The organism is Neobacillus sp. K501, from assembly GCF_053749995.1.
On the sequence record NZ_JBSLYA010000005.1, the window covers coordinates 228,561 to 252,262 of the forward strand.

At 39.1% G+C, this 23,702-nt stretch carries 19 protein-coding genes; 12 read left to right on the forward strand and 7 right to left on the reverse strand.

Going from position 1 to position 23,702, the window contains the following annotated elements; all coding sequences use genetic code 11:
• Window position 1 precedes the first annotated feature (1 nt).
• Both ACWM35_RS13965 and ACWM35_RS13970 read left to right on the forward strand, forming a co-directional pair.
• Window positions 2-1,192 carry a sugar ABC transporter permease gene (locus ACWM35_RS13965; RefSeq protein ID WP_454819386.1) on the forward strand — a complete coding sequence of 397 codons (1,191 nt, stop codon included), beginning with the start codon at window positions 2-4 and terminating at the stop codon, window positions 1,190-1,192.
• A 234-nt stretch (window positions 1,193-1,426) separates the two neighbouring features.
• Window positions 1,427-2,023, forward strand: coding sequence for a nucleotidyltransferase family protein (locus ACWM35_RS13970; RefSeq protein WP_454819387.1), 597 nt, complete (start codon window positions 1,427-1,429; stop codon window positions 2,021-2,023).
• Window positions 2,024-2,089: 66 nt separating this feature from the next.
• Here the strand turns inward: ACWM35_RS13970 and ACWM35_RS13975 are convergent, their stop codons facing one another.
• Window positions 2,090-2,518 carry a hypothetical protein gene (locus ACWM35_RS13975; protein WP_454819388.1) on the reverse strand — a complete coding sequence of 143 codons (429 nt, stop codon included), beginning with the start codon at window positions 2,516-2,518 and terminating at the stop codon, window positions 2,090-2,092.
• A gap of 150 nt (window positions 2,519-2,668) precedes the next feature.
• Window positions 2,669-3,241 (reverse strand): hypothetical protein, encoded by a 573-nt coding sequence (locus ACWM35_RS13980; RefSeq protein WP_454819389.1) that lies wholly within the window; start codon window positions 3,239-3,241, stop codon window positions 2,669-2,671.
• A gap of 193 nt (window positions 3,242-3,434) precedes the next feature.
• Here ACWM35_RS13980 and ACWM35_RS13985 point away from each other — a divergent pair, with 193 nt between their 5' ends.
• The 5 genes from ACWM35_RS13985 to ACWM35_RS14005 all read left to right on the forward strand — a co-directional run bounded on the left by ACWM35_RS13985 (window position 3,435) and on the right by ACWM35_RS14005 (window position 9,384).
• Window positions 3,435-4,844 carry a PQQ-dependent sugar dehydrogenase gene (locus ACWM35_RS13985; protein ID WP_454819390.1) on the forward strand — a complete coding sequence of 470 codons (1,410 nt, stop codon included), beginning with the start codon at window positions 3,435-3,437 and terminating at the stop codon, window positions 4,842-4,844.
• A 96-nt stretch (window positions 4,845-4,940) separates the two neighbouring features.
• Window positions 4,941-7,103: a xanthine dehydrogenase family protein molybdopterin-binding subunit gene (locus ACWM35_RS13990; protein ID WP_454819391.1), complete on the forward strand. Its 2,163-nt coding sequence runs from the start codon at window positions 4,941-4,943 to the stop codon at window positions 7,101-7,103.
• A complete protein-coding gene (locus ACWM35_RS13995; protein WP_454819392.1) occupies window positions 7,100-7,576 on the forward strand; it encodes a (2Fe-2S)-binding protein in 477 nt (158 codons plus the stop codon). The genes ACWM35_RS13990 and ACWM35_RS13995 overlap by 4 nt, the downstream gene beginning before the upstream one ends.
• Entirely contained in the window at window positions 7,561-8,430 is an 870-nt protein-coding gene (locus tag ACWM35_RS14000; RefSeq protein WP_454819393.1) for an FAD binding domain-containing protein, read from the forward strand. The genes ACWM35_RS13995 and ACWM35_RS14000 overlap by 16 nt, the downstream gene beginning before the upstream one ends.
• A gap of 159 nt (window positions 8,431-8,589) precedes the next feature.
• Window positions 8,590-9,384, forward strand: a complete 795-nt coding sequence (locus ACWM35_RS14005; protein WP_454819394.1) for an XdhC family protein — start codon at window positions 8,590-8,592, stop codon at window positions 9,382-9,384.
• Window positions 9,385-9,628: 244 nt separating this feature from the next.
• Here ACWM35_RS14005 and ppsA read toward each other — a convergent pair whose 3' ends face one another.
• Window positions 9,629-12,055, reverse strand: a complete 2,427-nt coding sequence (gene ppsA / locus ACWM35_RS14010) for a phosphoenolpyruvate synthase (protein WP_454819395.1) — start codon at window positions 12,053-12,055, stop codon at window positions 9,629-9,631.
• A gap of 308 nt (window positions 12,056-12,363) precedes the next feature.
• Here ppsA and ACWM35_RS14015 point away from each other — a divergent pair, with 308 nt between their 5' ends.
• The 4 genes from ACWM35_RS14015 (at window position 12,364) to ACWM35_RS14030 (ending at window position 18,102) form a co-directional block, all read left to right on the forward strand.
• Entirely contained in the window at window positions 12,364-12,813 is a 450-nt protein-coding gene (locus ACWM35_RS14015) for a hypothetical protein (RefSeq protein WP_454819396.1), read from the forward strand.
• 158 nt (window positions 12,814-12,971) lie between these two features.
• On the forward strand, window positions 12,972-15,833 hold the full coding sequence (locus ACWM35_RS14020) for a cation-translocating P-type ATPase (RefSeq protein WP_454819397.1): 2,862 nt from the start codon (window positions 12,972-12,974) through the stop codon (window positions 15,831-15,833).
• A 72-nt stretch (window positions 15,834-15,905) separates the two neighbouring features.
• Window positions 15,906-16,184: a DUF1450 domain-containing protein gene (locus ACWM35_RS14025; protein ID WP_454819398.1), complete on the forward strand. Its 279-nt coding sequence runs from the start codon at window positions 15,906-15,908 to the stop codon at window positions 16,182-16,184.
• A 391-nt stretch (window positions 16,185-16,575) separates the two neighbouring features.
• A complete protein-coding gene (locus ACWM35_RS14030; protein ID WP_454819399.1) occupies window positions 16,576-18,102 on the forward strand; it encodes a malate:quinone oxidoreductase in 1,527 nt (508 codons plus the stop codon).
• A 75-nt stretch (window positions 18,103-18,177) separates the two neighbouring features.
• Here ACWM35_RS14030 and ACWM35_RS14035 read toward each other — a convergent pair whose 3' ends face one another.
• The 4 genes from ACWM35_RS14035 to katA all read right to left on the reverse strand — a co-directional run bounded on the left by ACWM35_RS14035 (window position 18,178) and on the right by katA (window position 22,410).
• Window positions 18,178-18,549: a VOC family protein gene (locus ACWM35_RS14035; protein ID WP_454819400.1), complete on the reverse strand. Its 372-nt coding sequence runs from the start codon at window positions 18,547-18,549 to the stop codon at window positions 18,178-18,180.
• A 907-nt stretch (window positions 18,550-19,456) separates the two neighbouring features.
• Window positions 19,457-20,404 carry a ferrochelatase gene (hemH, locus tag ACWM35_RS14040; RefSeq protein WP_454819401.1) on the reverse strand — a complete coding sequence of 316 codons (948 nt, stop codon included), beginning with the start codon at window positions 20,402-20,404 and terminating at the stop codon, window positions 19,457-19,459.
• 7 nt (window positions 20,405-20,411) lie between these two features.
• A complete protein-coding gene (locus ACWM35_RS14045; protein ID WP_454819402.1) occupies window positions 20,412-20,837 on the reverse strand; it encodes a Fur family transcriptional regulator in 426 nt (141 codons plus the stop codon).
• 118 nt (window positions 20,838-20,955) lie between these two features.
• Window positions 20,956-22,410: a catalase KatA gene (gene katA / locus ACWM35_RS14050; protein WP_454819403.1), complete on the reverse strand. Its 1,455-nt coding sequence runs from the start codon at window positions 22,408-22,410 to the stop codon at window positions 20,956-20,958.
• A gap of 293 nt (window positions 22,411-22,703) precedes the next feature.
• Here katA and ACWM35_RS14055 point away from each other — a divergent pair, with 293 nt between their 5' ends.
• Window positions 22,704-23,513 (forward strand): Fpg/Nei family DNA glycosylase, encoded by an 810-nt coding sequence (locus ACWM35_RS14055; RefSeq protein ID WP_454819404.1) that lies wholly within the window; start codon window positions 22,704-22,706, stop codon window positions 23,511-23,513.
• The last annotated feature ends 189 nt before the right edge of the window (window positions 23,514-23,702 follow it).

Genomic DNA, 23,702 nt, shown 5'->3' on the forward strand with positions numbered 1-23,702 from the left:
CATGTCGGTAAATATTCAAAGAGAAGAGATTGAGGTTAAAAAGGATCTTTCCTTTAGAAGTCTTTTTGGAAAGATGGATGTCCGTGCCTATACGATGATTGGAGCAGTTGTCCTTATTTGGGTATTATTTGGTTTTCTAAATGAAACGTTTTTTACGGCAAGAAATCTATCGAATTTATTTACACAAATGTCTGTAACATCCATTTTAGCGATTGGGATGGTATTGGTCATAGTTGCAGGACATATTGACTTATCCGTTGGATCCATTGTTGGTTTAACGGGGGGAGTTGCCGCGATATTAAGTAGCTGGCTAGGAATGCCGGTTGGAGTAGTTTTGGCAGGCACACTTGCTGTTGGAGCATTACTAGGACTTCTTCAAGGTTGGTTTGTTGCTTATCGGGCTGTTCCGGCGTTTATTGTTACATTGGGTGGAATGATGGTATTTAGAGGCATTTTGTTAGGTGTTACGAATTCAACTACTATTTCAATCTCAGATCCAGTTTTTGTTGCTCTTGGAAATGCATACTTCTCTAGAGGTTTTGGTGTGATTCTGGCATTGATTGTTTTAGTCTTTATGACGATGTCCGTAATTAAGAAAAGAAAATCTAGAAAAAAATATGGTTTTGAAGTTGCCAATATCGGTGTAGATATATCAAAGTTAGCCCTCTATGCAGTTGTAACTTTTGGGTTTGTTTTGACGATGAACAGTTATAAAGGAATGCCAGTTCCGATTATTTTTGTATTAATATTAGCTTTTGTATTCTCTTATATAGCAAACAAAACAACATTTGGACGTCATGTTTATGCTATTGGTGGAAATGCAGATGCAGCCAGATTATCAGGTATTAATATAAAGGCCAAAACGATGATGATATTTATGTTTACAGGGTTATTATCAGCTATAGCAGCCATAGTCCTAACCTCTCGTTTAACCTCTGCTACTATTACGGCTGGAGAAATGTACGAATTAGATGCTATTGCAGCGTGTGTTATTGGTGGAACTTCATTAATAGGCGGGGTCGGTACTATATTTGGTGCTATTATTGGAGCGCTTGTGATGACCTCTTTAGATAACGGTATGTCATTGATGGGCTTAGAGTCCTTTTGGCAATACATTGTTAAGGGAAGTATCTTAGTATTAGCGGTATGGATGGATATTTCGAATAAAAATAAGAAAAGTAAAAATGCATAATGGACCAAATGAAAAATAATAAATTATCCTACTAGAACCCGGCAGAACTGTCGGGTTCTTTACTTGTGCCTGTCACCAATCACAATAAAATGGTTGAAAAAGCTCTTGCTGAGTTGGGGGATTATGAAAGAAAGATCTTAATCATTGTTAGATGGATAAGGTAGACGTTGTTTGAATAAACATAATTGAATAATAGATAATGTAGATTACAAGATCAATTGAGGGTGATTAGAAGTGGAAGCCATTGTTCTTGCTGCTGGATTTTCGAGCCGAGCCAATGCCTTTAAAATGACTTTGCCACTGGGGGAAATGACCGTCTTGGAGCATACAATCTCGAAATTTGAAGGATTGTGTAGCAGAATGATTCTCGTAGCGGGGTTTCAAGCAGAACTTATCGAAGAGGAAATGGCAAGAATCACTGAAAAAAATGTTTATTCTTTTCAGATGAAGTTGGTTTACAATGAAGATTTTAACGAGGGAATGTTTTCTTCCATTCAAAAGGCTGTGAGTGAAGTATCAGCCACATCCTTCTTTTTAACACCTGGTGATTGTCCGCTTGTGAAAAAAGCGACAGTCCAGCGAATAAGAGAACACAAAGGAAGTGTAGTGATTCCTAGCTTTCAATATAAAGGCGGCCATCCAATCAAATTTTCAAGAGAAGTGAAACAGAGAATTCTCGAAACGAATCGCGATAGTAATTTGCGTGTGGTCCTGAGCAGTTTCAAAAAGGTATATGTGAATGTAAAGGATCCGGGAGTGATTATGGATGTGGATACCCATGAGGATTATCAGGAAGCCATTGATTATTACGATAGAAATTTTCGGCAATAGTAAAGCAGCTTGATTCCATCTGCCGATAAGATCGAATCAAGCTGCTTTGGTTCTGCCTTTTTTTTCTTAATAGTTTTTTATTAGCATTTTATCGATTAAACATACTTTATCATAAGAATTTAACAGTCTTTCAGGCACCACAGTTCTTCCATATACCCACGAATTTCTTTCAATTTCAGCTAGTAGCTGTTCTTTTTCATCATCCCCACCATACAAAATCGTTCGTAAATCATGTTTGTTTTTCTTAAAATCAAAATAATAGCCGAGTTGATGATACAGGATCAGCCTTACGCAGTCTTCATCCGTCTCTTTAATTTTAAAGTTAATATTTGCTATATATCCATTTATCTTTAGGTAGTTAAACTTAATGGTATTTGTCGAAACGTTATAACTCATAGGTGCAGGTAGTTTGTTATTTATTTCATAATTAATATCCAATTGGAGCTCATCCAATGTATTTGTAATAATCTCCTCAATATCCCATATATAAAGCATCTAATCTATCACTTCTCTTCTAAAAATTTTCGTTTAAAAGTATTGGATGTCTTCGTCTCTTTATTGTTTAGAAATGGAGGAGAAAAGTAAATCCTCCTATTTTCCTTGTTTTTAAACTATTTCAAAACTGATTCCCTATTAACCTTAAGATCATCTTCGAGAAAGAACATTATTTACGAGTTTAAAAGCAGCGATACTTATTTCCTTCCAAATCCAACTATACAATAAGGAAAAGGCAAATGTCACTAGCATAACCACACTACTAAAATGAGCTGTAACCGACGGACCTAGGATCGGAAATTTAAACCCATATAATAGGATACTTATACCTAGAGTCAAACATAAGGCTGCAAAAGGGATAATAATGATGCCTCGCTTAAAATACTTCAGACCAATTCCTAAACTAAGTCCTAATAATCCGGTGGTAAAAAGGAACACCAATAGCTCACTTGGCTGGAACATAGCCAATAGAATTAGAGTTACGAAATAGGTCATTACACCAATTCTGAGTGACATTAGGCTGGCAAGCACCAGAGGACCAGTACTCATCATGCTCAGTACATAACCAATACCCGTGAAAATTCCCGCAGATTGAAAAATAACCGCTATGGAACCTAATAACGCCCCAACTACAAGCCGCATTGTCTTAGAATAACTGTCTACATTTGAGATTACCTTATCTCCCCAAACACTAGAAGTTCCTTTTTTGAATAATGATCTCATATGACACCCCCATAATAGGTAAATGCAGGGAGAAAGAGGTTTATGCAAAAAATTGCTCAAGATGATACCCCCTAAAACCGCTTCAACAAGGTGCAATGCCTTAGTAGTTACAGTAGCCCTAATTTGGTACTAATAGGTCACTTATAATCATATTCATATAGGAAAAAAACCATTATAAGGGGTGGAAAGTTAGGTGATAAAAGTAAAGGTTGGTTTACGGCCGATTGTAAGTAAGATCAATTTACCTACTGTTATAAAAACAGCCATATTACCAGGTGACACAAGGGAAAGTCTATTTATTGCAACCCAGGTAGGAGAGATCTTTTACATAGGAAACAGTGGTTTAAGGACTTTTTTAGATATTAGGTCGCGAATCATAAAACTAGGAAGTTTTGGTGGATATGATGAACGGGGACTACTTGGGCTCGCATTTCATCCTGAATTTTATTTTAACGGTTTATTCTATCTCCATTATTCAGTAGCTGGAACACAAGGTCCAGGTGCCCTTACGGAAGCTTTTATGCCTAATCCATGTGAGCCAAGTACCTTAAACCTAAGGTGGGAAAATAGAGAGACTCAATATGATCATATTGATCGGGTGGAAGAATGGGTTATACAATTGAATGCTCAACCTCAAAAACGACGGACATTACTTAATTTAAGAAGACCATTTATGAATCATAATGGTGTCAATAGCTTAAACTTTTCTCCTGAAACAGGAAAACTTGTTATAACCACTGGAGATGGTGGATCAGGATATGATCCATTTAATATAAGTCAGGACGATATGGAAATAGCAGGTAAGATTATAGAATTGGATGTTGCTAAGAATACATTTTTCAATAACCCACCCGTAGTTACACGTTTTAATGAACTTCCCGCTCTAATTCAAGAGTCACTTACGGTAGTCGCAAAAGGGGTTCGTAATATTCCAGGTATTTCCTTTCAAAGACTTTATAATCAATATATCAAATATGTTGGAAATGTCGGACAGGATTTGGAAGAGTCGATTTTTTCATTTATAAAATATAAACCAATACCGGTTACTCAGCTTGTTCAAGCTTCTCAAATGAATTCAATATCTGACCAGAATGGATTTATTAACCTTGGCTGGAGGGGGTGGGAAGGGGATTTTCCTACTTCGTTTAAGAGGGACTGCTCCGATAATTCGACGTTGGATGAGAAAGTGGTTTCCTTTTACAATGAAGCAATAAACACTTCAATGAAACGTCTTCATCCATTAACTACCTATTTTCATCAAGACCCCCGACCTAATAAGTTCGGAGGAACAGCCCTGACAGGAGTGCAAGCCTATATGGGAACTGAAATCCCCGGATTAACAGGAAGCGTGGTGTTTACCGATTTTGCCCGGAAAGAATCTCCACCTCAGGTTAGAGGGGCATTAGCATATACCAGAGTAAGGTCCGATGGAATCCAAAATGATTATAGCGTCATTCAAACGGATTATGATTTTGGGTCTCAAGCTGCTTATTATGTTAGTTTGGGAACGAATCTAAACCAAACCAGACTATATTTAGGGGTTTATGGTTCGTCGAAAGTGACGGATTTGAATCAAGGTACTGTTTTTGAAATTGTTCCATAATGAATAATAAAATACTACTCTATTAATATAATTATAGGAAGAGTTTCCATATATTGATTTGTCCCCTTTAAAAATGAGTCGAAGGGTGTTGTTGTAATGAAACTAAAAGACATAAGCATCTCCGTGCCCAAAAAGGACCATAGTGGTAAAGTATCTGGCCAGCTGGCCTATATTAGTGACTTGAAAGTAGAAAATATGGATTATGGTGTTTTGTATCGGTCGCCGATTGCTTTTGGAAAAATTAAATCGATTCAATTGCCGCATCTTCCACAGGGCTATGAAGTAGTTGGAGCTGAACAGATTCCCGGACCGAATTATGTCAAAATAATACAAGAGGACCAGCCTATTTTTGCCAATGAGTGGGTGCAATATATTGGTGAGCCGATTCTCATGCTTGTAGGAAATGACCTCGAGACTCTGTATCGTTTACTAAATGAAGTGAAGGTTAACTTTGAAGAGCATCAGGCTATTTATACATTAGACGAAGCCATTCAAAACAAATCAGTAGCCGGGGTAACAATGGCCAGCTATGAATTTGGCGAAAGTTTAGAAAGCATTTCAGCGATCGAGCAGGGAGCACACCAAATCATTGAAGAAGAATATGATACGGGTTATCAGGAGCATGTTTACCTTGAACCTCAAGGAATGCTCGCTATTTATAAGGAAGATGAAATTATTGTTCAGGGCTCGATGCAATGTCTTTATTATATAAAAAATGCCTTACTGTGCGCTCTAGCTTGTGAGGAAGATGAAGTCAGAGTGGTTCAAAGCCCTACCGGCGGAGGTTTTGGCGGAAAAGAAGAATTTCCTTCGATGATGGCCTGTCACGTAGCGGTTGCGGCAAAAGCGGTCAAAAAATCGGTAATGCTCGTGTTCGACCGTTCGGAGGATATGGTGGTGACCACGAAAAGACATCCGGCGAAACTTAAATACCGTACGGCAGTTGATAAACAAGGGAATATCTTGAGTATGTGTGTGGACATTTTTCTTGATGGCGGAGCGAATGTGGGATTGAGCTCTGTTGTGCTGCAGCGCGCCTTAATAAACAGTGCCGGAGTTTATAAAATTCCCCATTTTCATGCAAAAGGTTATGTTCTAAAAACTCATACCGTTCCAAACGGTGCCTTCAGGGGTTTCGGCGCTCCACAAAGTTTTGCGGGAATCGAAAGTCATATCGGACATCTTAGTAAACTAGCAAACATCGATCCGCTTGAATATAAACGAAAATACCTCGTCAAACAAGGAGACCCCACGATCACCAAAGGAAAATTCCGCGACCCTATATTAATGGAAGAAATGATTAAGGACCTGCTTAACGCATCCGATTACAAAAAGAAAAAAGCCGAATTCCAGCGTTCCAATCAACAAAATCAGCGTTATAAAAAAGGCATCGGAACTTCGTTGTTCCTCCACGGCTGTGGATTTACTGGCAGCGGCGAACGAGATCATATTAAAGCAACGGTGAAGCTGGTTAAATCAAAGGATGACAAGGTTATGCTGAAAATCTCGAATTCTGATATGGGACAAGGAATTTATACGACGCTGAGTAAAATTGTCGCCAAAGCACTCGACATCCCATATGAAAAAGTTCTGTACCCTACTCCAGATACAAAAGAGGTTCCTGACTCAGGTCCGACCGTAGCCTCGAGGACGACGATGATTGTAGGAAAATTATTGGAACGTGCTGCGAAAAGATTGAAGGACCAGTGGCAAACAGGGGTGGAACAAGAAGTGATCGAGAACTATGTTCATCGTGAAATGATTCCTTGGGACGAGAAAACCTTCACGGGAGATGCCTACCCGGCTTATTCATGGGGAGTGAATATCGTAGAAGTAGAAGTGGATACGCTGACAGGAAATGTAAGGCTGGAAAAAGTATACGGCAATTATGAAGTGGGGAAGGTCATTGACGATCTGATTATGAAAGGCCAAATTGATGGTGGTTTAGCGCAAGGATTGGCCTATGGTTATCTAGAAAAGATGACGACAAAGCAAGGCAGAATCCAGCAAAAAAGCATTTCCGACTATGGACCGCCCACTTCATTGGACGTTGTACCTATTGAAAGCAAGGTATTTGATAATCCCTATGCAGATGGACCGTACGGGGCGAAGGGGGCAGGGGAGTTGACGTTGATCGGTGGTGCTCCTGGCGTCCAAGCAGCGATTGAAGATGCACTACAAACCTCCTTTCAGCAAATACCGATTACACCTGAAGTCATTATTGAAAGTCTTTGGATGAAAGAAGGTGACGAAGGATGATTAAATTTACCCTTAATGGAAAATCGGTTGAAACGGACGCCTCCGCCACTATTAGATTACTAGATTTTATAAGAGATGAGTTCGGGCTGATCGGAACGAAGGAAGGCTGCGGAGAAGGGGAGTGCGGCGCCTGCAGCATTTTTGTCAATGGCCTCCTGCAAAACAGCTGCCTAATTCCGATTGGTTCGATTGATGGAGCAGAAATTGTCACAATAGAAGGAATCATGGAAACGGAACAATTTAAGATTTTAGATGAGAGCTATTCGCTTGCCGGTGGAGTGCAATGCGGGTACTGCATTCCTGGGATGGTCATGGCAAGTGCCGCCTTATTATCCAAAAATCCTCATCCTTCAAAGGCTGAAATTCGTGAAGGGATTTCCGGAAATCTATGCCGATGTACGGGCTACAATATGATTGTCGATGCAATCAATCTTGCAGCGAAAAAAGGGGATGGCTTATGGCAGAAAAAATAATCTCCTATCGCTTCGATCGTTTGGACCAAACGTTAAGCCAATTGAATAAAGAAGACTGTTTGATCATGGCTGGCGGCACTGATGTCATGGTCATGCACAAAAGCCGGAGGGGAGTTCCCCCGAAAATCCCGAAACCGATTGTGTTTATTGATCACCTTGCTGAACTAAAGCGGGTGTATCAAAATCAGAACGACCTCCACATCGGTGCATGCTGTTCCTATAGCGAATTACTTGAAAACCCTCTCATACCTGTGCCGTTAAAGCAGGCAATCAAAACGATTGCCGCCCCAGCGATACGAAACAGAGGGACATTGGGGGGGAATATTTGCAACGCCTCTCCTGCTGGTGACACACTGCCTTTGTTATATGTATATAACGCTAAGCTATTGTTGCGATCCGTTCAAGGTGATCGTGTCGTAGCGATAAGCGATTTTATTCAAGGTGTACGAAGGGTCGGGCGTCATCACAATGAAGTTTTGGCTGAAATTATCTTGCCGTCCGTACTTGAAGAAGGGGCTTATGTCGTTTTTGAGAAAGTCGGCAACCGAAATGCAGATGCCATTGCCAAAGTGGGGTTTGCAGGCTATGTCCGGATTAAGGATGCTGGAATCGCGGATGTCCGATTTGCATTTGGGGCGGTGGGACCTACGATGGTTCGCTCCATAGATATTGAGAAGAAACTGCTTGGAAAAAAAGTACCATTAGCGGATGTAGACATCGCTAAGGTTGTGTCCGCCTTCAAGAAGATCATCAACCCAATCGACGACCAGCGTTCCACTGCTAGATACAGAAAAACCGTCGCCTTAAATCTATTACGTTATTTTCTTAGTATGAAGCAATATCCACTGGATTAATGTTTTAGTCAGTGTTTGTTTTGTCACTCCAGACCACTTGCAGTGCCCGAACGTTCAATTAAATTGAATTTACGGTCACTCCAGACCATCTACAGTGCCCGAACTTCATGACAAATTGAATTTACGGTCACTCCAGTCTCAAAAAGGGGGGAGCTATTCATGTTAATAATGGAAAAAGTCGCCATACTGAACCGTCAAAACGAAACCTTTGCTTTAGCTATGATCATCGAATCAAGAGGCTCAACTCCCAGCCATGTTGGAAAAATGATTGTCTTTCGTGACGGTACGATTGAAGGCACTGTCGGAGGGGGATTGGCGGAATACTATATCATCGCAGAGAGTGTTAAGGCGATCGAAGATGGTCAATCGAAAATGGTGGAATATAAATTGAATAAACACGCAAAAGACGGAATTCAAATGAATTGCGGCGGGACGCTGCGGGTCTTTATTGAAGTCTATAAAAGCAGACCAGAACTTGTTCTTGCCGGGGCCGGTCATTTAGCCTTTGCCTTGGCAAGGCTCGCTGATTCCCTTGAATATCCCTATTGCATTGTCGATGACCGTGTTGGTTATTGTACAAAAGAACGCTTTCCGAATGCGACAAATCTGTTTGTGAACGAGGATATCAGAATAGCCATGCTTGAAGCTAACCTAAATGAAAAGTCATATGTGGTCATTGTGACAAAGGATGGGGACGATATTGTATTAAAAACAGCACTGCAGTTTCCAATTGCCTATGTTGGTATGGTGGCCAGCAAACGCAAGGCAATCACTATTTTAGAAAAATTAAAAAATGAAGGAGTCACCCAAGAACAATTAGCGCAGGTTCATTCCCCCATCGGCTTGGAAATTGGCGCAGAAACAACTGATGAAATAGCCATCAGCATTATTGCAGAAATTATCAAATTAAGCAGGGAAAATAAGCTAAGTAGAGTGAAACAGTTAAATCGATAAGAAGAACAGAAGAAATGGGGAGCACCTCACACTTCGTTATATAAAAGATATATATGAAAGCTGCTATCTCAACACAAGGAAGATAGGAGCTTTTTATTTCTAAACTTTCCGTAAAATATGGAAGTATGCTTTAAACCTCCTAGTAATTAAGACCCTCCTAAAAAAGATTAATCTTACTAAAAAAGAACCTTCAATCCAAAGTCGGATCAAAGGTTTGGTGGTTTATCTCTATTAATAGACGATTTTATTGTAACACTCCATGTTTTTCCATGCTTTTTTCCCATTCGGAAACCTTTAGAGAAGTGGAGATGACGACATCCGGGTTAAGAGACATTGAGTCAATGCCGCATTCCACAAGCAACTGGGCAATTTCAGGATAATCGGATGGTGCTTGGCCGCAAATTCCAATCTTTTTATGATTTTTTTTGGCCGATCTAATCGCGATTCTGAGCATTTCTTTTACTGCTTCATTTCGTTCATCGAATAACGGGGCTACGATTTCAGAATCCCGATCGAGACCAAGAACTAATTGGGTTAAATCGTTGGAACCAATCGAAAAACCGTCAAAATCTTTTAGGAATTCATCAGCAAGGATTACATTGGAAGGGAGCTCACACATTAAATAGACCTCTAGACCCTTTACTCCTTGAACAAGGTGGTGCAACCGAAGTTCTTCGAGCACCTTTTTACCTTCCTCAACGGTTCGGCAGAAGGGGATCATGATCTTGACATTGAACAGCCCCATTTCCTCGCGCACCTTTTTAATGGCTGCACATTCTAACGCAAATCCCCAGCGATAACGAGGATTATAGTAGCGGGAAGCCCCTCTGAATCCTAACATTGGATTATCTTCCTTCGGCTCGAAGGAACTGCCGCCAAGAAGATTAGCGTATTCATTGGTTTTAAAATCAGACATTCGTACAATTACATCTTTTGGGTAAAAAGCGGCGGCTATTTTTCCGATACCTTGGGCCAGTTTTTCGATGAAGTAATCCTCTTTACTCTTATATCCAGCCGTTAGTTCATCAATCTGCTGTTTGACTGATTCAGTAAGCATTTCTGGATAATTGACAAGAGCGAGAGGATGGATTTGAATGTGGCTATTTATAATAAATTCCATTCGTGCTAATCCTACTCCATCATTAGGAATCGCAGACAGCTTAAATGCTTCTTCAGGATTGCCAATATTCATCATAATCTTTGTTTTTGGTCTGACGGTTTGTTTAAGCTCAATGAGTTCTTTATGAAACTTAAGAATGCCTTCATAAATTTTACCTTCATCTTTACCTGTGCAGGAAAGGGTGACTTCCATTCCATCTTTTAACAAATCCATTGCATTTTCTACCCCTACAATAGCAGGTATGCCTAGTTCACGACTGACGATGGCGGCATGACATGTACGTCCGCCACGCTCAGTAATAATACCAGCTGCTTTTTTCATTATGGGTACCCAATCAGGGTCTGTCATGCTGGTAACCAGGATTTCGCCTTCTTGGAAAAGATTAATATCCTCAACAGACTTTATTACCCGGATAGTACCATATCCAACTTTAGCTCCAACTGCTCTTCCTACAGCTAATACCTTGCCTTCTTCGAGCAGGGTATATTGTGTCATATGCGTACCGAGGTTCTTCGCCTGTACAGTTTCAGGCCGGGCTTGTAAAATAAACAACTCACCTGTTAGGCCATCCTTACCCCATTCGATATCCATCGGCTTATTATATCCTGCCTTATTGCTATAATGTTCTTCGATTAGCACTGCCCAACGCGAGAGCTGTAAGATTTCATCATCGTTAATCGAAAATAATCTTCGTTCCTTTTGAGGAACCGGGATATTTATTGTGCTTTGTCCCGTATAAACATCTTTATCTTCTACATAAACCATTTTTATTTCTTTGGAACCGATGGTTTTCGCTATGATCGGCTTAAATCCTATTTTCAAGGTTGGCTTAAAAACGTAAAATTCATCTGGATTCACCGAACCTTTGACGACATTTTCACCAAGCCCATAGGCAGATGTCAGAAACACAACTTCTTTGAATCCTGTTTCCGTATCTAGAGTGAAAATAACGCCAGAAGCAGCCAAGTCTGAACGGACCATCTTCTGTACACCGACGGATAGAGCCACCTCTGAGTGTTTGAACCCATTCACTTCCCGGTAGAAAATTGCCCGGTCATTAAAGAGCGAGGCATAACATTTTCGGCAGGCATCTATTAACGCGTGGATCCCACAAATATTCAGGTAAGTTTCTTGAGCTCCGGCAAAACTGGCTTCAGGCAAATCTTCTGCTGTCGCACTTGAGCGTACAGCCACATCAATAACCGTTCCATACTTTCCACATAGTTGTTCATAACTTGCTTTAATCACTTCTGTTAATTCAAAAGGAAATTCGGCCGAGAGAATTAACTCGCGAATTTGTTTCCCTTTCTCTGCTAAATCTTTTGTGTCATAGGGGTCCAAATGTTTCAGGATATGATTAATTGAAGATTCTAGCCCGGAAGACCGTAAAAAATAACCATAGGCATCAGCTGTCGTGGCAAAACCATCTGGAACTTTTACCCCCTTTGGTGTTAGTTCACGATACATCTCACCTAAAGATGCGTTTTTTCCACCAACGACATGAATATCGTCCAAACTGATTTCTGAAAAACTTAATGCTAATCGTGACATAAATAATCCTTCCTTTCAGATTTGATTTTGTAGCAAATATGAATGAAGTGGGATAAAAATGAGTAGCTTACAATTAAAATCTATCATATTTACGGCTTATAATATTTCATAATTCTGTCAATTTATTGACACTCTCAATTTAGAGCCTGTCAAGCTAGATTCTAAAAAATTGACCTTTACTATTTGTGTCAATGTACTCTTTAAATAGAAAAAAAAGGAATAATATGCTATAATAATAGTTGAAAAGACAACTCCAATTGTTTCGACTCAAGATCTTTTCAAATCTATTTTGAAAGAAGATGGGTGTTATGAACACACGGAGGTCTTTAGCAAACGGCACTGCTTTATTATTGTCTTTGGTTAGCTTAGGTGCAGTGGTTGGCGGTATCATGCTTATTGTTGAGCCGACTGGGAAAACATTGGATCTTTCATTAAAACTCTTAGCAGAGAGCCCTTTTAGCGATTATTTACTACCAGGAATTATGTTATTAGCCGTTTTTGGGGTTCTTGGAATGGGTGCTGCTTTCTTAGTTTTTAAGAATCATCGTTTTGCTGGAATGGCAACTATTCTTCTAGGAGCTGCGTTGGTCATTTGGATTTCTGCTGAAGTTTACTGGTTTGGTTGGGAAAGTTGGTTATTACCAGTATTCATGACTGTAGGGGTTGTTGAAGTGATTTTAGGTGTGTTCATAGAAGCTACGAATCACGAAAACTGGAAATGGTTTAACAGACACCATCATGGAACACATGCCCACTAACTAATACCTCATATGATCTAACACCTTTAATTGCATTAAAGGTGTTTTTTTCTATTTTTTTGAACAAATTCATATACAGAAAAGTTCATAAATATGTATGAATTTTTATTTTTACCCATCTTTAAATGCGAGAAAATTTTAACATGGGGGAACTAAAAATGGATACAAAAATAGTGTTTGAGGAATTAGAGCACATCATATCTAAACTAGTTCCAGGTCAAGTTTATCAGAATTTAAGTACAAGCGAAGAAGGATTAACAAATGAAGAAGTAATAAAAAGGCTTTCTTTATATGGTAAAAATACGATTAAAGAAAAGCAGGGAAAACCAATCTTCATTCAATTTTTAGTCCATTTTACTAGTATGATGGCAATTCTTCTTTGGATAAGCGGGGCTATTGCTTTTATTGCAAAGATGCCACAATTAGGCATCGCTGTTTGGTGCGTCAATCTTATTAATGGGATATTTAGTTTTATTCAAGAGTTTCGCGCAGGTAAAGCAACGGAAGCATTAAAGGAATTGCTTTCTTCATATGCTCGTGTTATTCGGGAAGGACAAGAGATAAAAATTGTAACGGATGAACTTGTTCCGGGGGATCTTCTGTTAATTGAAGAAGGCGATAAAATTTCAGCTGATGCTCGACTGGTAGAATCGAATGATTTACAGATTAATCAATCGGCACTTACAGGAGAATCGAATCCTGTTCGTAAGTTTTCTGATGCTATTCATTGTGATGATTTAACGAATTTAGAAACTTCTAATCTGATTTTTACAGGAAGTACAGTGTCCAGTGGTTCTGGGAAAGCTCTCGTTTATAAAACAGGTATGGCCACTGAATTAGGAAAAATTGCGAATCTGACTCAAAATGTGGTAGAAGAATTAAGTCCTTTACAAAAAGAACTAAATCGATTAACGAAACAAATATCCGTCATTGCTCTAGCATTCGGTACATCATTCTTTTTATTAGCTATATTTTTTGTAAATAACCCAATTGCTGAATCGTTTATCTTTGCATTGGGAATGATTGTTGCTTTTATACCAGAAGGTTTGTCTCCAACGGTTACCTTAGCATTGGCTCAAGGTGTACAAAGAATGGCAAAGAAAAATGCGCTTGTTAAAAATCTTGCAGCAGTCGAAACACTTGGCTGTACCTCGGTAATTTGTACAGATAAAACTGGGACTTTGACTCAAAACGAAATGACTGTAAACCATATTTGGCTACCAGACCGAGAATTAGAAGTTACCGGTACGGGATATTCTCCAGACGGAGAGATAGTGGATCATGGTCAAGCTATTTCAATCGATTCCAACTCAGGCTTAAGTTTAATAATGACTGCTGTAAGCCTATGCAGTAATGCAAGAGTTATAGCACCTAATGAAGAAAATCAAAGGTACACCGTTCTTGGTGACCCGACGGAGGCTTGTCTAGGAGTTGCAGCACAGAAAGCAGGAGTTCATTTAGAGAATTTACAAAAAGAGCAGCCACGAATTCGGGAGCTTCACTTTGATTCACGAAGAAAAAGAATGACCACCATCCATCAATTAAGCCATCCGATAAATGAGAAAAATCAAGTTGCCTATACAAAGGGGGCACCAAAAGAATTAATAGAATTATGTGATACGGTATCGATTAACGGGACGGTTCATCAAATGTCGGATGCAATAAAATTAAGTGCGTTGGCAGCGAATGACGAGTATGCACGATTAGGATTGCGTGTATTAGCTGTGGCTGTCCGTTATATAGGAGATAATGACGATGATATCCCAGCAAACCCAGGTTTATATCTTCCTGAGATTATTGAACAAAAGCTGACATTCATCGGTTTGGTTATCATGAGTGATCCACCACGTCCAGAAGTTGCTGAAGCTGTTTCCCGTGCACATCAAGCTGGTATTCGGATCGTAATGATTACCGGTGATTATGGTCTGACCGCAGAAAGTATTGCAAAACGAATTGGTATTGTTACCGGCGATCACCCGCGGTTAATATCAGGGATTGAGCTAGAGAATATGTCTGATGATGAGTTAATGATAGCATTAAAAGAGGAGATCATTTTTGCCCGAGTGGCACCAGAACAAAAGTATCGAGTGGTTGTGAATTTGCAGAAAATGGGAGAAATTGTAGCGGTTACCGGTGATGGTGTCAATGATGCTCCTGCTTTAAAAAAGGCAGATATTGGGGTGGCAATGGGAATATCAGGGACGGATGTTGCAAAAGAATCAGCTGATATGATTTTAACCGATGATAATTTTGCTTCCATTATTCACGCAGTTGAACAGGGACGAACGGTTTATAACAATATTCGGAAATTCTTACTCTATATTTTAAATAGCAATATGCCAGAAGCTGTTCCTTCCGCGTTTTTCCTATTTTCAAAAGGAGCAATCCCTTTGCCCTTAACGGTTATGCAAATCTTATTTATTGATTTAGGCACTGATTTAATTCCTGCATTAGGATTAGGCTCTGAAGAACCAGAGAAAGGAATTATGACCAAACCTCCAAGAAACCTGTCTGAACCTCTATTAAATAAAAAACTAATTCTTAAAGCATTTCTTTGGTATGGCATTTTAGCATCCATTGTTTCGATCATTGCCTATTTCTTTACCAACTATATCAATGGCTATTCTGCAGCAAGTTTAGCTCCGGAAGGTAGTGAAATTTATATTGAGGCAACAACGATGACTTTAGCAGGCATCGTTTTCAGTCAAATAGGGGCAGTTATGAACTGTCGGACCGAGGGTGTGTCCATTTTTAAGAAAGGACTTTTGAAAAATCACCTGATTAATCTAGGGATCATACTTGAAATCTTGTTTCTATTGATGATTATGCATGTACCATTATTACAAAAGGTATTTGGTACAGGACCAATAGGAATAACAAATTGGCTCTTCCTATTCTGTATTCCACCCATTATCATAGCAATTGAGGAAATTCGAAAGGCTTTTTCCAGAAAACTTACTCGTAAAAATGAAAGAACGAAAAAAATGAATACGAGTGAAAAAGTTATCATCAAGCTTTAACAACCGCTTGCTAGTTTGATATAATTTGAACAAATGGGTTAAAAGTAAAGCTAATAAAAGGATGTCTTAAACTTGAAGTTGTTCAATAAATTATTAAACAAACAAAACAAGGTAACGATTGAATTTTGCCAGAACAATCTTGATCGTTTTTTATCAGAAGAAGACTTTTCGGATTATCAAACCTTTTTAAATTCAAAAAATGTTACTTACAAGGAATACGAATGCCAAAGTAGATGTAAGGAGTGTAAGCAGTCACCTTATGCCATTATCAATGGTCAATTTGTCGCTGCGGACAATTCCCAAGAATTATTAGATACACTTAAACATTTTGCGAGTGGGAAGGAAAAATAAATAGGTAATAAGAGGGGGATAATAGTTTTGGCGTTACCCCCTTTTTCTTTATTCTGAAATAACCTATTACATTTCTTTTTATATTGAGATAAAATTATATTAGAGGAATTATTTCCACTATTCTTAAAAAGAATTTCAGCAGAGTATTCTTGGTAATTTAGCCTCTTATTTCATTTTAATTGGTTAATTTACCTTTTGGGAAGATATATTACTTTTTACTTCCTTTTAAATAATTTATAATTATCATATAATAGAAGATATTTAGAATCTATAAATTATTTTAATACAATTTGATAGGGGTATATTTAGACAGAAAAGGTGTAGTTTGCGTTTAGGCTTGGTGTGACGCCTGCTTCTTTTCTGAAAAATTCAGGGGAAAAGGTTGGTTATCATGGGGGAAACAATAACGAAAACAGACATCATACTAATTGGTGCCGGTATCATGAGTGCAACTTTAGGAACACTCTTGAAAGAATTAGTACCGGAGTGGGAAATTACCGTATTTGAGAAGCTCGAAAACGCAGGTGAGGAAAGCTCAAACGAATGGAATAATGCGGGAACGGGGCATGCTGCATTATGTGAACTTAACTACACAGTGGAAAAGACGGATGGATCTGTAGATATTAGTAAAGCGATTAATATTAATGAGCAGTTCCAGGTTTCGATGCAGTTCTGGTCTTATCTTGTAAAGAGCAAGCTAATAAAGAATCCAGAGGACTTTATTAGACAATTGCCACATATGAGTCTAGTACAAGGGGAAGAAAATATTACATTTTTGAAGAATCGTTTTAAAGCGCTGTCAAAAAATCCGTTATTCCAAGGGATGGAATTTTCTGATGATCCAGAAAAGCTGATGGAGTGGATTCCACTTATCATGGAGGGCCGTGCCTGGAATGAACCGATCGCGGCAACCAAGGTCGACACCGGAACGGATGTAAACTTCGGCGCGTTAACGCGGATGTTGTTTGAACATTTAGAGAGTAAAAATGTCCATATTAAATATAATCAAAGTGTTGAGGGGATTAAGCGTACGAGTGAAGGCTTGTGGGAATTAAAAGTCCGAAATACCTTTAGTGGTTCGGTCAAACATCAAACAGCAAAATTCGTCTTTATCGGAGGCGGGGGAGGAAGCCTTCATTTACTACAAAAATCCGGTATTCCTGAAGGGAAGAATATTGGAGGATTCCCGGTCAGCGGACTGTTTATGGTGTGTAATAATCCCGATGTTGTCGAACAACATCATGCTAAAGTGTACGGAAAAGCTAAGGTCGGAGCACCGCCAATGTCTGTTCCGCATCTTGACACGAGATATATCGATAATAAGAAGTCATTGCTATTTGGACCATTTGCTGGTTTCACACCAAAGTTCTTAAAAAATGGCTCCATGCTCGATTTGATTACTTCAGTCAAACCGAATAATCTCTTAACGATGTTAGCGGCAGGAACAAAAGAGATTCCATTGACAAAGTATCTAATTCAGCAAGTCATGCTATCAAAAGAAAAGCGCATGGAAGAGTTACGAGAATTTATCCCGACCGCTAAAAGCGAGGATTGGGATTTAGTAGTCGCGGGGCAACGTGTGCAGGTTATCAAAGATACAGAAGCAGGCGGCAAAGGAACCCTTCAATTTGGTACAGAGGTCATTACTGCAGCAGATGGCTCCATCGCAGCCTTGCTAGGGGCCTCTCCTGGTGCATCAACAGCGGTTCACGTGATGCTTGAAGTCATCAAAAAATGCTTCCCACAAGAAATGAAAGAGTGGGAATTAAAAATCAAAGAAATGATTCCTTCTTATGGTTTGTCGTTAATGGACAACCCAGGTCTTTTAAGCGAAATTCACACTTCAACAGCCGAGATGCTAGGGCTGAGCGATGCAGAACTCGTTAAAGAGCGTGAGAAAGAATTGGTCTTTGGGTGATACTATTTTTATATGAAAAAGAGCTGCCAATCGGCAGCTCTTTTTCATGTTAATGAATAGGAGGTTTGATCATTATTATCGGTGTTGATCTACTAGTATTTGATTACCATCTGGATCTTCGAGAATAAAATGTGCAGGTCCCTCACTCGATTCTTCAGCTTCAGTTAACAGTTTAATCCCCTTTTCTTTCAGCTGTTTTTGTATTTCTCGGACGTCCGTAAAGGAATCGAGGTTCTCTGCATTTTGATTCCAGCCTGGATTAAAAGTAAGGATATTCTTTTCGAACATACCTTGAAACAGTCCGATTACGCAATCTCCATTCTTTAAAATAAGCCAGTTTTGTGAAATATCGCCACCTAAGTCTTGAAACCCTAGGTTTTCGTAAAATGCTTTTGATGCGTGAATGTCTTTAACGGTTAAACTTACAGAAAATGCTCCTAGTTTCATTGTTCTACCACCTTTATACATATAGTTGATTTATACATTTACAAAAAGTATATATGAGATTGGTGGAATATACAATTTTAACCAGGTAATCAAGATTTTGAGAAAAGGAAGAGGATTGAGGTGATGAGGGAGAAAAAAGAACTTGTCCTATAGAGTTTAAAAAAAGGGGTAGACCCCATTACCTAGGAAAGAAAGAGATGACCATTAAAGCGACGAATCCAATGATGGAAACCGTATAGAATCCCACTTTAAATTTTTTCATATCGTTACCCCCTAATGGGTTATTACTAACATTTCTATTAGACTGATATTATTTTATTCATTATTTCTTATGAAGTTCTTATAAACCCGCACCCAGCTAATATTAGGGATGAATTAGGCGGCTATAATCGCACCAAAGGGTCTGTGGAGTGACCGAAAAACGAAAAAGGAAAGGAGTTGGGTCAGAGCAGAGGGTCTGGAGTGACCGAAAAACGAAAAAGGAAAGGAGTTGGGTCAGAGCAGAGGGTCTGGAGTGACCGAAAAACGAAAAAGGAATGAAGTTGGGTCAGAGCAGAGGGTCTGGAGTGACCGAAAAACGAAAAAGGAATGAAGTTGGGTCAGAGCAGAGGGTCTGGAGTGACTGAGAATCGAAAAAGGAATGAAGTTCGGTCACAGCACCAAGGTCTGGAGTGATTGAAGATCGATTTTTCAATGGGATTTTCCTCAAGCCCTCGATTCTGCAAGGATACTCCCGTGGAAGACACAAAAAACGCCTTGTTTCTACATAGCAAGGCGTTTTAAGTATTTCGTTTTTATCGGCTTTAATTTGATTCCACATTCGCATATAATGCTGTGCTTCAGGGTTTTAATGGGAGTTTGACAAGTAGGGCATACCTCATTTTTCGAAGCCATTCTCATTCTCCTTTCAATTTAATACAGGTACATTGGTTGTGTATTTTTCTAAGACTAGTTTTGCTAACGTTTCAATAAAAAGTGCGTCCGTATTCGGCATTGGCGGTCTGTGATAGTTAGCCTTTAATTCATCGGTAATGACTTTACATTCATAGTCATTATCATAAAGTACCTCTAAATGATCAGCTACAAAGCCCACTGGCGCATAGATAAATGTACGATAGCCTTGATCAGATAAATCCCGGGTTAAATCTTGAACATCTGGCCCAAGCCATGGTTCACCTGTTTTTCCTTCACTTTGCCAGCCAACCACTACATTCGAGAAGCCTAATTCCTTAGAAATGAGTTCGGCTGTAGCTTGAAGTTGTTCAGGGTAAGGGTCATTAAACTTTAAGATTTTTTCTGGTAAGCTATGTGCCGAGCAAATCACGACGGTCCTCTCAAGTTCCTCACCATGGATTTCCTTTAGGATTCCTTCAATATTTGTTGCCCAAAAACGAATGAATCCTTGTTCCTGATACCATTCGTTAATGGTGATAATGTTTGGCCCGCCGATTTCTTTTGAAGTTTTTTGCGCCCGACGGTTATAGACCTCGGTACTAAAAGTAGAATAATGTGGTGCAAGGACAATCGAAACAGCCTCTTCCATTTCGTCATTCTTCATCGCCGTGACGGCATCTTCAATAAACGGGGAGATATGCTTTAAACCAAGGTACGAAATAAATTCCACTTCATTTTGGATTGAATTCAATCTATCTTCCAGTTTCTTCGCTTGATCAAGGGTTATTTCGGCTAGAGGGGAGATACCGCCAATGGCTTGATAGCGGTTTTTTAAATCGGAAATCATTTCTGATGTTGGAACTTTACCGTGCCGAATATGCGTGTAATAGGGTAATAGATCTTCTTCCCGATTAGGCGTACCGTATGCCATCACGAGCAATCCAACTTTCTTTCTAGTCATCTTTCTTTCACCTCGAAGTTGCATGTTGACAATCTGCGCAAACACCATAAATTTCCATGTTGTGTCGATGAACTTTATATTTCGTTAGACTTGATGCCATGTTTTCCACCGCTTTTAGACCAGGAAAAGTAAAATCGACAATCATACCGCAGGATTGACAAATGACATGATAGTTATTGGTTTTATATAATTCATATCTACTAATGCCATTCCCATAGGGTAATTCGTGCACAATATTCATGCTGACGAATTGTTTAACATTATTGTAGATCGTAGCGACACTCATATTGGGTAAATGACGTGCTATATCTTCAACGGTAGGATGATCCTCGGCGATTATCGTTTCTAAAATATGAATTCTTTGAGGGGTTATCCGTAAACCGTGCTTTTTTAAAATTGGGATTAGTTCGTCTGAAACTACATTCTCCTTCATGATAAATCCTCTTTTACTTTGTTTTATAATAGGTACCCGTTTGGAACGGATACCTATTAATTGAGAATAAAATTTGAGAATAAGAATAGTAAATTTGAACATTTTGAATCTAAGAAAATTAACGTACTTCTTGTGGTACAGCTAATCCAAGACCTTCGGCAATTCGAGTTCCGTATTCTGGATCTGCCTTATAGAAATGTTGAATTTGACGAAGCTTGATTTCTTCAATCTCAACTGGTTTCATTGCACCAACAATGGTTTCCACTAAACGAGTACGCTCTTCAGCAGACATTAAACGATATAAGTCACCAGCTTGTGTGTAGTGATCATCAGAATCATATGCAACACTTTCCGCCAATCCTGTTACTTGAAACGGAGTTTGTTTGTGTTCTGTTACTTCAGTTGGGCCGCCAAAGCTGTTTGGTTCATAGTATACAGAGCCACCGCCGTTTCCATCGAAACGCATTTGTCCATCACGTTGATAGTTGTGAACAGGGCACTGTGGACGGTTAATTGGCAGGTGATTATGGTTTACCCCTACACGGTAACGGTGTGCATCTGCATATGCAAAAAGACGACCTTGAAGCATTTTGTCTGGAGAAGCTTCAATACCTGGTACGAATGTTCCTGGTGAGAAGGTTGCTTGCTCTACTTCAGCAAAATAGTTCTCTGGGTTGCGATCTAATACCATACGACCAACTTCGATTAATGGATAGTCTTTATGAGACCAAGTTTTTGTTACATCGAATGGATCGAAACGATACGTATTAGCATCGTCAAACGGCATAATCTGAACATGTAATGTCCAAGATGGGAAATCACCATTCTCAATCGCATTAAATAAATCTTCTGTATGATAATCAGGATTTTCACCAGCTAGCTTATTTGCTACTTCCGCTGACATGTTTTTCACACCCTGATCGGCGATAAAGTGATATTTCACCCAAACTGCTTCACCTTCAGCGTTCGCCCATTTGAAGGTATGGCTGCCATAACCGTTCATGTGGCGTAAAGTGGCAGGTAGACCGCGATCACCCATCAAATATGTAACTTGATGAAGAGATTCAGGTGATAATGACCAGAAATCCCAAACAGCTGTCGGATTCTTCAGGTGAGTTTTTGGATCTCTTTTTTGTGTATGAATGAAGTCAGGGAACTTGATGGCATCACGAATAAAGAAAATTGGTGTATTATTTCCTACTAAATCATAGTTACCTTCTTCTGTGTAGAACTTAACGGCAAAACCACGTGGGTCACGTACAGTATCCGCTGAACCTAGTTCACCAGCAACTGTTGAGAAACGGATAAACATTGGTGTACGTTTGCCAACCCCGTTGAATACTTTTGCCTTCGTATATTTAGACATGTCATTGGTAACTTCAAAGTAACCATGTGCGCCAGCACCTTTTGCGTGAACGACGCGCTCAGGAACACGTTCACGGTTGAAATGAGCAAGTTTTTCTAATAAATGTACATCTTGAATTAGGGATGGGCCGCGAGAGCCAGCTGTCATTGAGTTTTGGTTATCACCAACTGGTGCACCCCAGCTTGTTGTTAGATTATTTTTAGTCATTGTTGTGTTTCACCTCATAAATGATTTTTGCTTACAAGTAAATGATAACATTTCTCAATGAAAAATCAATACTTTTTTATAATTATTTTAATTAAATAAGAAATATTAAAATAAACTAATGATTAAAAGTTGGCTCCATCTATTGATAATACTAGGTTTAGTAAAAGGATTTAATTTTAATATTTATGATATTCTTTGTGAATTTTTTAAGAAAATCATTGTAATTGAGAAATGAGTTTTCTTTTATATTTTTGGAAATGCTAGGGTCATAATGATAATGGAGGGCGGAAATAATGCCTGAGCTTCCTGAGATGGAAAATTATCGTCTTTTACTTACTCAAAAAACTGTCGGTCATACAATCACAAATGTAATGATTAATCGGGAAAAATCCATTAATGTTGAGCCAAATCTCTTTGTTCAAAGTGTTTCCTCACAGAAAGTTGTTGCCATCAACCGGAGGGGAAAGCATTTACTATTCCATTTGCAAAATGGTCAAGTTTTGCTGCTGCATTTAATGCTGGGAGGATGGATGTACTTTGGATCTGAGGAAAATAAACCTAAGCGGACGATTCAGGTACAGTTATCTTTTGGCAAAAATCATCTTTACTTTATTGGATTGCGTCTGGGATATTTGCATCTATATAATGAGGCAGCCGCTCAACAGGAGCTTTCTCATTTAGGTCCGGAACCTTTGGAGAATGAGTTTACTTTACAATTATTTTTAATAATTCTTGCTGAAAAAAGAGGAAGAATAAAATCAAAACTACTAGATCAGGAGTTTATTGCCGGTATCGGAAACTGCTATTCAGACGAAATTTGTTATCATGCTGGTATTCTGCCGAAGAAGAGTATTGAGGATATTGATGAAATCGGGAGAACTCAACTGTACCAGTCGATGAAGTTTGTTCTCCAAAACGCGCTTAAACACGGAGGTTACATGGATAATCCTCTATATAAAGGAGATACCTTAACCGGTGGATATAATAATCTTTGCTTTGTGTATGACCGAGAGGGTGAGAAATGTCAAAGATGTGGGGGAACCATCGTAAAGGATACGATCTCCTCCCGAAAAACATTCTATTGTGTGAATTGCCAAAAGTAGAAGAAACCCGTCTTCAGAATAGATGGGTTTCTTTTTTTGTGTGAGGAATGTGTTCATGGACAAAGAGGGGAGAAATCAATACGAAAGAGTCCATGAAAGGTAGTTTCATGGACAAAACAAGATTGCTCAAAGTGAAAAGTGTCCATGAAGACTTAGTTCATGGACAAAACCAAGAAACATCAATGCGAT